This window comes from Ochrobactrum sp. A-1 (assembly GCF_022488005.1).
Classification (GTDB): Bacteria; Pseudomonadota; Alphaproteobacteria; order Rhizobiales; family Rhizobiaceae; genus Brucella.
The window spans coordinates 1549111-1563522 of sequence record NZ_JAKVQC010000004.1; the positions used below are offsets into that span (position 1 = coordinate 1549111).

Genomic DNA, 14412 nt, shown 5'->3' on the forward strand with positions numbered 1-14412 from the left:
CGATCCGTCATGCGATTGGTCAAGAAAAATTACCACAAGGGGTGGGATAGATGCCCAACATCGTTGAAATCGCCGATTTGAAGCGGCTTGCCCAGCGCCGCGTCCCCAAGATGTTCTTTGATTACGCGGATTCTGGTGCCTGGACCGAGTCGACATATCGCGCAAACGAAGACGACTTCAAGAAGATCAAGCTGCGCCAGCGCGTCCTCGTCGACATGACGAACCGTTCGCTGGAAACGACGATGATCGGCGAAAAAGTGTCCATGCCGGTAGCGCTAGCCCCGACAGGCCTGACAGGCATGCAGCACGCCGACGGTGAAATGCTGGCAGCGCAAGCAGCTGAAGCCTTCGGCGTTCCCTTCACGCTCTCGACCATGAGCATCTGCTCCATTGAAGATGTCGCTTCGGTCACCAAGAAGCCGTTCTGGTTCCAGCTCTACGTGATGAAGGACCGCGACTTCGTGAAGAATCTGATCGGTCGCGCCAAGGCTGCCGGTTGCTCGGCATTGGTGCTGACACTCGATCTTCAGATTCTCGGCCAGCGCCACAAGGATATCCGCAACGGCCTTTCAGCTCCGCCGAAATTCACCCCAAAGCATATCTGGCAGATGGCGACCCGCCCCGGCTGGTGCCTTGGCATGATGGGCACGCAGCGCCGCACATTCCGCAACATCGCCGGTCACGCCAAGAACGTCACCGATCTTTCCTCGCTTTCTTCCTGGACGGCGGAACAGTTCGATCCGCAGCTCAACTGGAACGACGTGGCCTGGATCAAGGAACAATGGGGTGGCAAGCTCATCCTCAAGGGCATTCTCGATGCCGAAGACGCCAGGATGGCGGCAAAGTCAGGTGCAGACGCAATCATCGTGTCGAACCACGGTGGACGTCAGCTTGATGGCGCACCGTCTTCTATCTCCATGCTGCAGCCGATCGTTGACGCTGTCGGCGACAAGATCGAAGTGCATGTCGATGGCGGTATCCGCTCCGGTCAGGATGTGCTTAAAGCCCGCGCGCTCGGTGCGCAAGGCGTGTTCATCGGTCGCCCGTTCCTCTATGGCCTCGGAGCGATGGGCAAGGACGGTGTAACGCTGGCGTTGGAAATCATCCGCAAGGAACTGGATGTCACCATGGCGCTTTGCGGCAAGCGCGATATCAACGATATCGACAAGTCGATCATCCATTCCATAGATTTTTGACAGCTAACGGAGCCGGCTTCGCGTCGGCTCCGATATTTTAGCAATTACTTGAATAATATCGCGCCACACGCGAGTACCGGCGAATGATGCACCGCAAAGTTACTTAAAAATAACCAAGTGTTAAACATATCTCTTTACCATATTCGGCAGTACGGCTCGTGGCCGTTTTTCTGTTCGGATTTGGAGTGGGAACCGATGAAGTGCACTTCCGCCATTGCCATCGTGGCTATCAGTCTGATGGCGGGATCAGGAGCGGCGTTTGCCGCCGATATAATTGCAGACCCTGTCATCGAGCCCATGCCGGAACCGGTTAATTCCTCCGGCTGGTATATTCGTGGCGACCTCGGTTACAATTTCAAATCGAGCACGGATGGCGACTGGAGCTTCTGGAACCAGTTCGATCCGCCCTATCGCGGCATTGACGACACGCTGCGCTACGACGATTTCAACCTCAAGGCAGGCGCGACTTATGGAGTGGGTGTCGGTTACCGCTTCACCGACATGTTCCGTGCCGATGCCACGCTCGACTTCTTCCGCGCGGGCATCAACGGGCGCACCGCCTGCCCAAGCTATGTGAAATCCAGCAAGGGCTTCAACCCGGTTGAGGATAATTGCAATTACGAGGATTCCTCGACGGCCAATATCTGGACGGCCATGGCTAATGCCTATGTCGACCTACCGCGTGTAGGACCAGTCACACCTTATTTAGGCGCCGGTCTGGGCGCTGCCTATGTACAATATGACGACTGGAAGACCCATGAAGTTTGTGCTGGCTGCACCTATTCAAGCGAAAAGGACGGGCTGGACAGCTGGCGCTTTGCAATGGCTCTCATGGCCGGTGTCAGCTACGATCTGACCGAGCAACTCAAGCTGGATGTCGGCTACCGCTATATGCGCATCAATGGCGGCAAAGCCTACGGTTTCGACGCCGCCGACCGCAGCACCAATCCTTACGGCAATGCTGAAGGACCGGGCGCAACCGGAACGCAGGCCAAGGACAATGGCTTCAACATGCACACGATCCGTGCCGGTCTTCGCTACGAATTCCGTTAAAAAGGATACGTTTGAATAGAAAAGCCCGGTCAGTGCCGGGCTTTTTTCATTTCAGCCGCGTGAAGTCGGCGCTTTCGACAGGAGCACCGTTCGGATGGCGAAACTGGAATGGATGCGCGCGACACCGGGCAGTCGCGACAGGATTTCCTTGTGAATGATCTCATAAGCCGCAGCATTTTCGGCTTCGACACGCAGAATATAATCCGCGTCCCCCGTCATGAGATAGCATTCCTGTACTTCCGGGTGCCGCCGCACGGCCTCCTCGAAACGGTTCAGGAATTCCTCGGTCTGCCGGTCGAGCGTAATACGCACGATGGCGACCAGCCGCTCATCACCATCGGATGAGCCGACGATGGCCGTGTAGCCACGAATGACCCCACTTTCCTCCAATATCTGCACCCTCCGCAGGCAGGCGGACTGCGAAAGCCCCACTTCGCTGGCAAGATGGCTGTTGGTCATGCGCCCATCCCGGCGCAGGCAGCGGATGATATTGCGGTCAATACTGTCGAGCGTCGGCATGAATAATCTTCAACCTGAAAGCTAAAATATGCGCAAGATGTGCCGAAATTCGCATAATATGCGACAAATAGCAAAAACATTCGAATAGTCTTCGACTAATATGCGGGCAAGCTTTGGGAGTGAGGAGTCACAAGGTTTCTCAACAAAGGCTTATATGCTTTGGGCGGCAGACGATCCATATCGACAATGACGTTCCAAGCGTTCTCGTAGAGTAGTGAGCAGTTTGGAAAGAACCGTGTAAATGGTTGATATGTCGATGCAATTTTCACAGGATGAGCGCGATCTTGCTGCCGGTGGCGTATTGACCATCGACCTTTCGGCGCTGCGCCACAATTATTCGGCCATTGCCCGTCATATAGCACCCACCCGCGCCGCCGCCGTCGTCAAGGCAGATGCCTACGGGCTCGGCGCCTGCCGTGTCGCGCCAGCTTTTTACGATGCCGGTTGCCGTGATTTCTTCGTTGCGCATCTTGGCGAAGCCATTGCACTGAAGCCATTTCTCCAGCCCGATGCGACCCTTTACGTCCTGAATGGTCTTCAGCCGGGAACGGAAGAAGCCTGCGCCCGCGAAGGCATTTTGCCGGTACTCAACTCGCTGGAACAGATTGAAAACTGGGCCGCACTCGCCGCCAGACAGGGCAAGAAGCTGCCCGCCCTGCTCCAGCTCGATACCGGCATGTCACGTCTCGGCTTGTCGCCGAAGGAATTTGAACGCCTTCAGGAGAGTTCAGCTCTTTTGGACAACATCGACATCAAGTTTGTCATCAGCCATCTGGCAAGCGGCGACGAGCCGGAAAATGCGGCAAATGCCCGTCAGCTTGCCAATATGACCGCCCTGCTTGCGCGCCTGCCAAAACTGCCGGTTGCTTTTGCCAATTCCGGCGGAAGCTTCCTCGACAAGACCTATCATTTCGACCTCGCCCGCCCCGGTGTCGCGCTTTATGGCGTTGGACCTAAAAGCGAGATCGTTCCTGTCCTCACCCTTTCGGCACGTGTCATCCAGGTGCGCGACATCGACAAGGGCGCGGCTGTTGGCTATGGCGGCACCTATATAGCCGAAGGCCCAATGCGGGTGGCCACAATTGCCGTCGGCTATGCCGATGGCTGGTTCCGTTCTCTCAGCAACAAGGGCGCGGCCTTCTTCGGTGATACGCGCCTGCCAGTCATCGGCCGAGTATCGATGGACTCGATCACGCTCGACGTCAGCGCATTGCCGGAAGGCACGCTGAAACTCGGCAGCCTTGTGGAACTGATTGGTCCGCACCAGCGTCTCGAAGACGTGGCGCGCGACTGCGACACCATTCCCTATGAAATTCTGACTGCGCTCGGCAACCGTTATGCACGTGTCTACGTGGAGAGCGGCGCGAGCGGCATAAAAGCATAAGACAAGAGGCGAACATGCAGATCACTATCCTCGGCAGCGGCGTTATCGGCGTTACGACCGCTTATTACCTCGCCAAGCTCGGCCACGAGGTAACCGTTGTCGACCGCGAAGAAGGCCCGGCACTGGAAACAAGCTTCGCCAATGCGGGTCATGTTTCACCCGGTTACGCGTCGCCATGGGCCGCACCCGGCATTCCGTTCAAGGCTGCGAAATGGCTGTTCCAGAAGCACGCGCCGCTCATCCTGCGCCCGACCTGCGACCCGGCTCAATATAGCTGGCTGATGCAGATGCTCGCGAACTGCACCGACAGCCGCTACAAGGTCAACAAGACCCGCATGGTGCGCGTTGCCGAATATGCGCGCGACTGCCTTGTCGATCTGCGCAAGGAAACCGGCATCGAATATGACCAGCGCATGCAGGGCACGCTCCAGCTTTTCCGCGAGCAGTACCAGCTTGACGGTATCGGCAAGGACATTGAAGTGCTGCGTCAGGACGGCGTACCCTTCGAAGTCCTCGACCGCGACGGATGCGCCAAAGTGGAACCGGCGCTTGCCCGCGTGAAGGATAAGTTCGTCGGTGGCTTGCGTCTGCCGCATGACGAAACCGGCGACTGCTTCAAATTCACCAATGCGCTGGCAAAGATTGCCGAAGGGCTTGGCGTGAAATTCCGCTTTGGCGTCAACATCAAGTCGTTGCTGATGTCCGGCGGCAAGGTTTCCGGTGTCGAGACCTCCGAGGGCGTTCTGACCGCCGACCGTTATGTCGTCGCGCTCGGCAGCTATACGCCAGCGCTCGTCAAATCGCTGGGCCTCAACGCCCCGATCTATCCGGTGAAAGGCTATTCCATCACCGCGCCAATCGTCGATGAGGATCGCGCGCCGGTTTCGACGGTTTTGGACGAAAGCTACAAGATTGCCATCACCCGCCTTGGCGACCGCATTCGCGTCGGCGGCATGGCGGAAGTGTCAGGTTTCACCAAGGATCTTCCCGCCGCGCGCCGCGCGACGCTCGATCTGTCGGTAACGGACCTGTTCCCCGGCGGCGATCTGAAAGCAGCAACCTTCTGGTCTGGCCTGCGCCCGATGACGCCAGATTCCACGCCGATCATCGGCGCAACGCGCTACGACAACGTGTTCATCAACGCCGGTCATGGAACGCTCGGCTGGACCATGTCGTGTGGTTCCGGCAAATTGCTCGCCGACCTTATTTCCGGCAACAAGCCGGATATCCGGGCCGACGATCTCGGTATCTCCCGCTACGAATAAGAATACGTGCACGAAATTGAATCGCCTTTCCGAGGCGATTCAAAAACTCGGCGGCGTGCAGGCGCTCACGATTTCGCATGGCACCGGTCCGACGCAACGGAACCGGTGCGGCAGCTTGCTGGAAAAATAATAGGCATCGCCCGGCCCCAGAATGCGGCGCTCACTGCCGACAGTCACTTCGATGCGACCCGAAATGACGATGCCGCCTTCCTCACCCTCGTGCATCAAAAGCACTTTTCCCGTGTCGGAACCCGGCTCATATCGCTCCTTCAGTATCTGTAAAGAGCGCGAAAACAGATGGTCGCCCACCTGACGATAAGAAATCGGCCCCTTGCCGATTTCCACCAACTCCTCGGCCTGATAGAATACCTTGTGAGGCGCATCCGGTTCGAGCGCGAAAAACTCGGCCATGCCGATGGGAATGCCGTCGAGAATGCGCTTCAATGCACCGACGGACGGATTGGACTGATTGGCTTCGATGAGGGAGACCGTGGAGTTCGTCACACCTGCCCTCTTGGCAAGTTCACGCTGCGACAGATTCTGCCGCATGCGCACATAGCGAAGCCGCCCGCCAATATCGATGCTCATCGAACCTTCCCCTCATGTTTATGATGTTCGATATAGCACAAACCTGATAATTACCCTACATAAAAACAATGGCTTAATATCCTCAAGAAAAGGACTTGTTGCACCTCGCAAAGCGTGGCCTGCTGCTTACAAATAGGAGGTAACTATGCTCACCAAAACCAACACGCCAAGCCTTGAGAACTTCTGGATGCCGTTCACCGCGAACCGGCAGTTCAAGGCAGCGCCTCGCCTGCTCGCAAGTGCCTCGGGCATGTATTACACCGACACCGACGGCAATCAGGTTCTGGATGGCACGGCTGGTCTATGGTGCTGCAATGCCGGCCATGGTCGCAAGCGCATTACCGAAGCCGTCGAGCGCCAGATTTCGACCATGGACTTCGCTCCCACCTTCCAGATGGGCCATAATGTAGCTTTTGACTTTGCTGAAAAGCTCGCAGCCATCGCGCCGGGTGGACCGGATGCAAAACTCGACCGCGTATTCTTCACCAATTCCGGTTCGGAATCGGTCGACACCGCACTGAAAATCGCCATCGCTTATCAGCGCGCCATCGGCCAAGGCACCCGCACCATGGTTCTGGGTCGTGAGAAGGGTTATCACGGTGTTGGTTTCGGCGGCATTTCCGTCGGCGGCCTTGTCAATAACCGCCGTGTATTCCCCCAGATTCCTGCCGACCATCTGCGCCATACGCTCGATATTGAAAAGAACGCCTTCTCTAAGGGCCTGCCTGCAAACGGCATTGAGCTTGCCGACGATCTGGAACGTCTCGTCCAGTTGCATGGCGCTGAAAAGATCGCCGCCGTCATCGTTGAACCAATGTCCGGTTCGGCTGGCGTCATCCTGCCGCCGAAGGGCTATCTGGAACGCCTCCGCGCTACGGCAGACAAGCATGGCATCCTCCTGATCTTCGACGAAGTCATCACCGGTTTCGGCCGCCTCGGCACGCCGTTTGCCGTTGATTATTTCGGCGTCGTGCCCGACCTCGTGACAACCGCCAAGGGCCTGACCAATGGCGCCATCCCGATGGGCGCAGTCTTCGCCGCCCGCAAGGTCTATGACGGCCTGATGACCGGCCCGGAAAACGCCATCGAGCTGTTCCATGGCTACACCTATTCCGGCCATCCGGTTGCTGCTGCTGCCGGTCTTGCAACACTGGAAGTCTATGCCGAAGAAGGCCTGCTGACACGCGGTGCAGGGCTTGCCAATCATTGGCAAGAAGCGCTTCATTCGCTCAAGGGCGTTTCGAACGTCATCGACATTCGCAACCTCGGTCTGGTTGGCGCAATCGAACTCTCGTCGCGCAAGGATGCACCGGGCGCACGCGCCTACGATATTTTTGTGGATTGCTTCCAGAAGGGCCTGCTCATCCGCGTGACCGGCGATGTGATCGCGCTTTCGCCGCCGCTTATCGTGGAAAAGGAGCAGATCGACACGATCGTGTCCATCCTCGGCGACGCCATCAAACGCGCAGCCTGATCTTCACCCAAGTCATGCTGCCTTTTAGCCGCCGCTGTTCCCCTGCGGCGGCTTTTTTGTCTGCTGCCAGAAATTGGCGAACGGTAGTATCATTTGGAACGTTTCGTAAAACGGACACTATATATCTTCGGGAACCTTTTGACCTCGCATACATCCAATAAACTCCACAGGAGTTTGACCCATGCGTGCAAAAACAGCCATACCAGCCATCTCACCGACATTTCAGGGTGATCTTGCGCTTGCTCAATGCGCAAAAATGCACGATCTGGATGCGCTGCGCAAAATCATGCAGACCAACAACCAGCGGCTCTATCGTTTGGCCCGCAGCATCCTGCGCAACGACGCCGAAGCGGAAGACGTGGTTCAGGAGACCTATTTTCTGGCCTTCAGGAGCCTTGATCGCTTTCGCGGTCAGTCCAGCCTGACCACGTGGTTGTCCCGCATCGCAATTCACGAAGCACTCGGCCGCCTGCGCAAGACCCGGAAGGCCGAGAAACTTCTCGATACATTGCCCGACACATCAGCGGACAATATCATCCCGTTCCCCTCTGCCATAAGCACGGACGATCCCGAACGCGGTTTTGCGCAGCGCCAGATTTTGCAGCTGGTCGAACAGGCAACGGACAATCTGCCGGAAATTTTCCGCCTTGTATTCGTCGCACGGGTCATCGAGGGCTTGAGCGTGGACGAAACCGCCGAATTACTGAATCTGCGTCCGCAGACCGTGAAGACCCGTCTTCATCGCGCCCGATATTTGCTGCGCAAACAGCTGGACGAAAAAATCGGCCCCGTGCTGCTCGATGCATTCCCTTTTGCAGGCAAACGCTGCGAACGGATCATAACCGCCGTTCTGGAGCGGCTGGAAAAGCAGACCTGATATCAGGAACCTTTTGAATTCTCCTGCATCCAATAGCTGTCGCTAAAAAAGCAGCCCGGAATTTTGCCGGGAAAGGGAGAGTTCCATGTCTATTCGTTCAGTTGTATCCGTTGCTGCAATTTGCATTTGCGGCAGCCTGTCTCTGGCAATCGCCCATGACGGAAAATTACACGATCCGGCGATAGCCCATATTGCTTACACGGCAGGCGCTATCGACGTCGCAGCCGCCAAGCAAGCACTTGAAAAATCCAAAAACAAAATGGTGCTCGAGTTTGCACAGACCATGGTGCGCGATCATGAAGCGGTCAATCAGCAAGCGCTCGCTCTGGTCAAGAAACTCAAGGTCACACCAGAGGATAACGACACAAGCAAAGCCTTGTCCAAAGCGGCTGCAGACGAACTGGCAAAATTGAGCAAGCTTGATGGCGCAGCCTTCGACAAATCCTATGTCGACAACGAAGTTGCCTATCACAAGGAAGTCAACAAGGCTCTGAAAACCACGCTCATCCCATCCGCCAGCAATGCCGAGCTGAAAAGCCTGCTCGAAACCGGTCTCAAATTGTTCCAGAGCCACGAGAAACATGCCGAACACATCGCCATGTCTTTGAAATAGGAACAGTCATATGAGATATGCTCAAGCCGCCACGATACTTGCCGGGTTTCTCATTATCAGCGCCCCGGCAAAGGCGAAAATGATAGAGGTTACGGTCGAGAAGCTCGCGTTCTCCCCGCCGAATATTGAAGCGAATGTTGGCGATGTGATCGAATGGAATAATAAAGATCCCATGCAGCATACCGCGACCGTAAAGGGAGGATGGGATATTCTGCTTCCACCCAAAAAAATTACGAAACAGGTTCTCAATTCGCCCGAAACGGTGAATTATTACTGCCGGTTTCACCCGGACATGGTCGGAAAACTGACGGTTAAACCATAAAGAAAAGCCTGCCGATTCGTCTGCTGCCTTTTCATCCTCCCTGCGACGGCGTGAAATTCGCCACCAGCGCATGGCTGTCGCCGGGATAGGTAAAACGCACATGCGTTACCGGCTGGTCGGCATTCCAGGTCTGCCGTTCGATCACCAGACAGGGCGAGCCCAGCGGAATGCCAAGCATGGCCGCATTCTCCGGCGTGGCGGCAATCGCGCGTATAGAGTGCTTTGCGCTGCTCCACGGCACACACGAAACCAGCCATGGCCCCGGAGAGTTTTCGGCAAAATCAGTCTGCGCTGCTGTTGGAACAGCATGCAGACTGATAATGCGCTCTTCCAGCGCAAAGACGCGCTTGCCCGCATAATGACGGCAGACGAGTTCAACCAGCGGCGTGTGGCGCGGCATGTCGATATGCCGTGCATCCGCAGGCCCGCTCAATCGCTCGCGCCTGCTCGTCAGCTCGAACCGATAGGCGGCACCAAGCGCTGCCACCTCATCGCGGATATCGTGGATTTCCAGGATCGCCGCCTGCGATTGCGGAAAGGAAACGAAGCTGCCGGAGCGCCGCTTGCGCTCGATCAGGCCCGCTTTGGCAAGCTGGGTCAGCGCCTTGTTCACCGTCATGCGCGAACAGCCAAACTGCTCCGTCAGCTCGTGCTCGAAAGGGATGCGATGGCCGGGCAGCCATTCTCCCGACAGGATGCGCGATTCTATATCGTCCAGAATACGCTGGTGCAGCGAAAGAACCGGTACATCCTTTGCGATCAAATCTTCGCCAGCCATGCCGTCTCCTGTCAGGCAAGTAATTCGCCAAGGGTTTTCTGGAAAGCACGCTCCGCCTGATCACGCAAGCGGTGACGCCCGCCTTCCACCTGTTTAACGCCGCGCACCCACACGTCGGACGGTCGTGCGCGACCGCCGAACAGCCATCCATCCAGCACAGCATCGCCCTTGGCGTGCGGCAGACGCCCGGTATCCAGCGCCACAAAATCCGCCGAAGCCCCTTGTTTCAAGCCTTCACCTGCGCACCCCATCGCGATGTTGCCGCCCGTTACCGCGCCATCGAACAGCGCGCGGCCCGTTGATCCTTCATTTTCAGCAAGCACGTTGCGGGCGCGATGTTGGAGACGCTGCGAATATTCCAGCTGGCGCAATTCGTCGCCAATGCCGATTAGCACATTGGAATCCGAGCCGATGCCGAACTTGCCGCCAGCAGCAGTAAACACCGTCGCGTTGAACGTTCCGTCACCGAGATTGGCTTCGGTCACGGGGCAGAGACCGGCAATCGCCCCGGACTTGGCCATGCGCTGCGTTTCATCATCGGTCATATGGGTCGCATGAATGAGGCACCAGCGCGAAGATAAATCCTGATGGTCAAGAAGCCATTCGACCGGGCGCTTACCCGACCATGCAACACAGTCCTCGACTTCCTTCACTTGTTCGGCCACATGGATATGCACCGGCGCGTCGGGCAGGAGCTTCGTCACGACGCCCAGTTCATCCTGCGTCACAGCGCGCAGGCTGTGAGGTGCCACACCCAGAACCGCACCGTCGAAACCCGCAAGCGCTTGTTTGCAGCCTTCGATCAGCCGCGCGAAACGTTCAGGATTGTTGATGAACCGCCGCTGTCCTTCGTTCGGAACAGCACCGCCAAAACCCGAATGCGCATAAAAGACGGGCAGAAGAGTCAGACCGATGCCTGCCGCCTTGGCCGCGGAAACAATGCGGTCGGACATTTCCGAGATATTGCCGTAAGGCGTGCCGTCGCGATCGTGATGCAGGTAATGAAACTCGCCGACGCGGGTGAAACCAGCTTCAAGCATATCGACATAGAGCCGCAATGCCACGGCTTCGGCCTGTTCCGGCGACATGGTGAGCGCGAACTTGTACATGATCTCGCGCCAGCTCCAGAAGCTGTCGGCAGACGAACCGCGCCGCTCAGCCAATCCAGCCATGCCGTATTGGAACGCATGGCTGTGCAGGTTCGGCATGCCGGAAATGATTACTGCGTGATGCTCATCTCCCGACTGCGCGCTGATACCAGTTTCCACTGATGCGATTTTTCCATCCGACATGCCAAGCCGCACATCATTCGCCCAACCGGTTTGCAGAAGCGCCTGTCCGGCATGGATAAATTGCATTTCGGTGGCTGCAGCAGACATTCGAACAGGCTCCTCATTTCGCCAGATTTTCACGCCGATCTTTCAACAGATCGCAAATGGATGCATTTTTTCTCTTGGCGGTTCCGCTAATATGTATATACATTATTGAAAAACAGGGAAGCGAGAAAACGCTCATGTCAGATAAAACAGGCTACATTTTCAGCAACGCCCGTATCGCCACGCTGGGTGAAAACTCCGAAGGCCTGGGCCTCATCGACAATGCAGCGCTCGCCGTTAAAAACGGCAAGATCGCTTATGTCGGTCCGGAAAATACCCTGCCCGCTGAATATGCATCCTTCGAGAAAATAGATTGCGGCAACCGGCTCATCACGCCGGGATTGATTGATTGCCACACCCATCTCGTCCATGCAGGCAATCGCGCGCATGAATTCGAACTCCGTCTCAACGGCGCATCCTATGAGGAAGTCGCGCGTGCTGGTGGCGGCATTGTTTCCTCGGTCAAAAACCTGCGCGCGGCCAGCGAAGACAATCTGGTGCGTGAAACCCTGCCCCGTCTCGATGCGCTGATTGCCGAAGGTGTCACCACTGTCGAAGTCAAATCCGGTTACGGTCTCGACCGCGACAGCGAAATCAAGTCACTGAAGGCCGCCCGTCGCCTTGCTGAAGAGCGCGACGTTGCGATCCGCACCACCTTCCTCGGCGCGCACGCCCTGCCTCCGGAAATGAATGGCGACAAGGCCGCCTATATCGACCGTGTCATCAACGACATGCTTCCGGCTATCGCCGATCAAGGATTGGCTGATGCGGTTGATGGTTTTTGCGAAGGGATAGCCTTCCTGCCCGACGAAATCGCCCGCGTCTTCGATGCGGCCAAGGCCCATAATATCCCGGTCAAGCTTCATGCCGACCAGTTGTCCAATCTGCATGGTGCGGCGCTTGCCGCCTCCTATGGCGCGCTTTCTGCGGACCATCTCGAATATACCGATGCGGAAAGTGCCGCCGCAATGGCCAAGGCCGGAACAGTGGCCGTGCTGCTTCCCGGCGCTTATTACTTCATCCGCGAAACGCAAAAGCCGCCAGTTGAAGCCTTCCGCGCCGCTGGCACCAAGATGGCGCTCGCCACCGACAACAATCCGGGCACATCGCCGCTGACCTCGCTTCTGCTCACCATGAATATGGGCGCAACTCTGTTCCGCATGACCGTCGATGAATGCATCGCAGGCGTCACTCGCGAAGCAGCACGCGCCCTCGGCCTTCTCGACCAGACCGGCACGCTCGAAATCGGCAAGGACGCCGATCTCGCCATATGGAACGTCGAGCGTCCGGCTGAACTCGTTTACCGCATAGGCTTCAATCCGCTCTGGAAGCGGGTATTCAAGGGCCAGCTTTAATTGTTGTTTCGAACCGCGCATCTTTTTCGAAAACCGCTTCACACTTTTCGGGATGCGCTCTTATGGAGCCTTCTATGACCATCATCCTCAAGCCCGGTTCTGTCCCGCTGGAAACGCTGGAAAAAATCTATCGCGATGGCCTCCCCGTCCGCATCGATCCTGCCTTCCATGCTGGCGTTGAAAAGGCGGCAGCGCGCATTGCGGAAATCGCAGCGGGGGATGAACCGGTTTACGGCATCAATACCGGCTTCGGTAAACTCGCCTCGATCCGCATTGCAGCAAGCGATGTCGCCACGCTCCAGCGCAATTTGATCCTGTCGCATTGCTGCGGCGTCGGCGATGCGCTGCCGGAAAACATCGTGCGCCTTATCATGGCGCTGAAGCTGATTTCGCTCGGTCGCGGTGCGTCCGGCGTGCGGCTTGAAGTCATCACGCTTCTCGAAGACATGCTGGCAAAGGACGTGATCCCGATGATCCCGGAAAAGGGTTCTGTCGGCGCGTCCGGCGACCTTGCGCCGCTGGCCCATATGACTGCCGCCATGATCGGCGAAGGCGAAGCCTTCTATCAGGGCGAACGCCTCTCCGGCGTAAAGGCACTGGAAAAAGCCGGATTGAAACCTGTCGTTCTGGCTGCCAAGGAAGGTCTCGCACTCATCAACGGCACGCAGACCTCGACTGCCCTCGCACTGGCAGGTCTCTTCCGCGCGCATCGCGCCGCGCAGACCGCGCTCATCACCGGCGCATTGTCCACTGATGCCGCCATGGGATCGGACGCGCCATTCCATGAGGAAATCCACACGTTGCGCGGCCATAAGGGCCAGATCGATGCAGGACGGGCGCTACGCGCCCTGCTGGAAGGCTCCGTCATTCGCCAGAGCCATCTCGAAGGCGATCAGCGTGTGCAGGACCCTTATTGCATTCGCTGCCAGCCGCAGGTTGATGGCGCCTGCCTCGACATTCTGCGACAAGCCGCGCGCACGCTGGAAATCGAAGCCAATGCGGTCACCGACAATCCTCTCGTTCTCTCGGACGGGCGCGCAGTATCGGGCGGCAACTTCCACGCCGAGCCTGTTGCCTTCGCGGCCGACCAGATTGCGCTTGCGGTCTGTGAAATTGGCGCGATTTCGCAGCGCCGCATTGCGCTTCTGGTCGATCCGGCGCTTTCCTTCGGGCTTCCAGCCTTTCTTGCCCGCAAGCCGGGCCTCAATTCCGGCCTCATGATCGCAGAAGTCACCTCTGCCGCGCTGATGAGCGAAAACAAGCAGATGGCGCATCCAGCTTCCGTTGATTCCACCCCAACCTCGGCCAATCAGGAAGACCATGTGTCCATGGCCTGCCACGGCGCGCGCCGCCTGTTGCAGATGACCGCCAACCTCAATGCCATTATCGGCATCGAAGCGCTGACCGGCGGACTGGGCGTGGAACTGCGCGAACCGCTGACCACCAGCCCTGAGCTTGCCAAGGTGATCGCGGCATTGCGCGGCCGCGTGCCGACGTTGGAAGACGACCGCTATATGGCCGACGACCTGAAGAATGCCGCCGATCTGGTCGCTGACGGCGTGCTTTCCGGTGCGATTTCGAGCGGCATCCTGCCAGCGCTGGAGGCGTGAGC

At 57.5% G+C, this 14412-nt stretch carries 14 protein-coding genes; 10 read left to right on the forward strand and 4 right to left on the reverse strand.

Going from position 1 to position 14412, the window contains the following annotated elements:
* The first annotated feature begins 50 nt into the window (after positions 1-50).
* Together MKS82_RS16975 and MKS82_RS16980 are read left to right on the forward strand one after the other, a co-directional pair.
* Positions 51-1196, forward strand: a complete 1146-nt coding sequence (locus MKS82_RS16975) for an alpha-hydroxy acid oxidase (RefSeq protein ID WP_240579014.1) — start codon at positions 51-53, stop codon at positions 1194-1196.
* A 195-nt stretch (positions 1197-1391) separates the two neighbouring features.
* Complete coding sequence (locus MKS82_RS16980; protein ID WP_109987309.1) at positions 1392-2249, forward strand: outer membrane protein; 858 nt, start codon at positions 1392-1394, stop codon at positions 2247-2249.
* Between the two features lie 51 nt (positions 2250-2300).
* On the opposite strand, the gene MKS82_RS16985 is transcribed toward MKS82_RS16980, so the two are convergent.
* On the reverse strand, positions 2301-2768 hold the full coding sequence (locus MKS82_RS16985) for an Lrp/AsnC family transcriptional regulator (RefSeq protein ID WP_010659515.1): 468 nt from the start codon (positions 2766-2768) through the stop codon (positions 2301-2303).
* Between the two features lie 241 nt (positions 2769-3009).
* Here MKS82_RS16985 and alr point away from each other — a divergent pair, with 241 nt between their 5' ends.
* Both alr and MKS82_RS16995 read left to right on the forward strand, forming a co-directional pair.
* Positions 3010-4152 (forward strand): alanine racemase, encoded by a 1143-nt coding sequence (gene alr, locus MKS82_RS16990; protein WP_109987310.1) that lies wholly within the window; start codon positions 3010-3012, stop codon positions 4150-4152.
* A 14-nt stretch (positions 4153-4166) separates the two neighbouring features.
* A complete protein-coding gene (locus MKS82_RS16995) occupies positions 4167-5417 on the forward strand; it encodes a D-amino acid dehydrogenase (protein WP_240579015.1) in 1251 nt (416 codons plus the stop codon).
* Positions 5418-5456: 39 nt separating this feature from the next.
* Here MKS82_RS16995 and MKS82_RS17000 read toward each other — a convergent pair whose 3' ends face one another.
* Positions 5457-6005 (reverse strand): cupin domain-containing protein, encoded by a 549-nt coding sequence (locus MKS82_RS17000; RefSeq protein ID WP_109987312.1) that lies wholly within the window; start codon positions 6003-6005, stop codon positions 5457-5459.
* Positions 6006-6150: 145 nt separating this feature from the next.
* Between MKS82_RS17000 and MKS82_RS17005 the strand changes: the two genes are divergently transcribed.
* From MKS82_RS17005 to MKS82_RS17020, 4 genes are all read left to right on the forward strand, one after another.
* Positions 6151-7479 (forward strand): aspartate aminotransferase family protein, encoded by a 1329-nt coding sequence (locus tag MKS82_RS17005; RefSeq protein ID WP_109987313.1) that lies wholly within the window; start codon positions 6151-6153, stop codon positions 7477-7479.
* Between the two features lie 181 nt (positions 7480-7660).
* Positions 7661-8356 carry an RNA polymerase sigma factor gene (locus MKS82_RS17010; protein ID WP_109987314.1) on the forward strand — a complete coding sequence of 232 codons (696 nt, stop codon included), beginning with the start codon at positions 7661-7663 and terminating at the stop codon, positions 8354-8356.
* An 85-nt stretch (positions 8357-8441) separates the two neighbouring features.
* On the forward strand, positions 8442-8969 hold the full coding sequence (locus MKS82_RS17015; protein WP_109987315.1) for a DUF4142 domain-containing protein: 528 nt from the start codon (positions 8442-8444) through the stop codon (positions 8967-8969).
* A gap of 10 nt (positions 8970-8979) precedes the next feature.
* A complete protein-coding gene (locus tag MKS82_RS17020; RefSeq protein WP_109987316.1) occupies positions 8980-9291 on the forward strand; it encodes a cupredoxin domain-containing protein in 312 nt (103 codons plus the stop codon).
* Positions 9292-9322: 31 nt separating this feature from the next.
* Here MKS82_RS17020 and hutC read toward each other — a convergent pair whose 3' ends face one another.
* On the reverse strand, positions 9323-10069 hold the full coding sequence (gene hutC, locus MKS82_RS17025) for a histidine utilization repressor (protein WP_109987317.1): 747 nt from the start codon (positions 10067-10069) through the stop codon (positions 9323-9325).
* A gap of 11 nt (positions 10070-10080) precedes the next feature.
* A complete protein-coding gene (locus MKS82_RS17030; protein WP_109987318.1) occupies positions 10081-11448 on the reverse strand; it encodes a formimidoylglutamate deiminase in 1368 nt (455 codons plus the stop codon).
* 134 nt (positions 11449-11582) lie between these two features.
* Here MKS82_RS17030 and hutI point away from each other — a divergent pair, with 134 nt between their 5' ends.
* Positions 11583-12800, forward strand: coding sequence for an imidazolonepropionase (hutI, locus tag MKS82_RS17035; protein ID WP_109987319.1), 1218 nt, complete (start codon positions 11583-11585; stop codon positions 12798-12800).
* Between the two features lie 74 nt (positions 12801-12874).
* The gene (gene hutH, locus MKS82_RS17040) at positions 12875-14410 is read left to right on the forward strand and encodes a histidine ammonia-lyase (RefSeq protein WP_109987320.1); all 1536 of its coding nucleotides are present in this window, start codon (positions 12875-12877) and stop codon (positions 14408-14410) included.
* Positions 14411-14412 lie beyond the last annotated feature (2 nt).

Coding starts and splice junctions, on each gene's coding strand:
- MKS82_RS16975 (WP_240579014.1), top strand. CDS start 51: ATGCCCAACATCGTTGAAATCGCCGATTTGAAGCGGCTTGCCCAGCGC.
- MKS82_RS16980 (WP_109987309.1), top strand. CDS start 1,392: ATGAAGTGCACTTCCGCCATTGCCATCGTGGCTATCAGTCTGATGGCG.
- MKS82_RS16985 (WP_010659515.1), bottom strand. CDS start 2,768: ATGCCGACGCTCGACAGTATTGACCGCAATATCATCCGCTGCCTGCGC.
- alr (WP_109987310.1), top strand. CDS start 3,010: ATGGTTGATATGTCGATGCAATTTTCACAGGATGAGCGCGATCTTGCT.
- MKS82_RS16995 (WP_240579015.1), top strand. CDS start 4,167: ATGCAGATCACTATCCTCGGCAGCGGCGTTATCGGCGTTACGACCGCT.
- MKS82_RS17000 (WP_109987312.1), bottom strand. CDS start 6,005: ATGAGCATCGATATTGGCGGGCGGCTTCGCTATGTGCGCATGCGGCAG.
- MKS82_RS17005 (WP_109987313.1), top strand. CDS start 6,151: ATGCTCACCAAAACCAACACGCCAAGCCTTGAGAACTTCTGGATGCCG.
- MKS82_RS17010 (WP_109987314.1), top strand. CDS start 7,661: ATGCGTGCAAAAACAGCCATACCAGCCATCTCACCGACATTTCAGGGT.
- MKS82_RS17015 (WP_109987315.1), top strand. CDS start 8,442: ATGTCTATTCGTTCAGTTGTATCCGTTGCTGCAATTTGCATTTGCGGC.
- MKS82_RS17020 (WP_109987316.1), top strand. CDS start 8,980: ATGAGATATGCTCAAGCCGCCACGATACTTGCCGGGTTTCTCATTATC.
- hutC (WP_109987317.1), bottom strand. CDS start 10,069: ATGGCTGGCGAAGATTTGATCGCAAAGGATGTACCGGTTCTTTCGCTG.
- MKS82_RS17030 (WP_109987318.1), bottom strand. CDS start 11,448: ATGTCTGCTGCAGCCACCGAAATGCAATTTATCCATGCCGGACAGGCG.
- hutI (WP_109987319.1), top strand. CDS start 11,583: ATGTCAGATAAAACAGGCTACATTTTCAGCAACGCCCGTATCGCCACG.
- hutH (WP_109987320.1), top strand. CDS start 12,875: ATGACCATCATCCTCAAGCCCGGTTCTGTCCCGCTGGAAACGCTGGAA.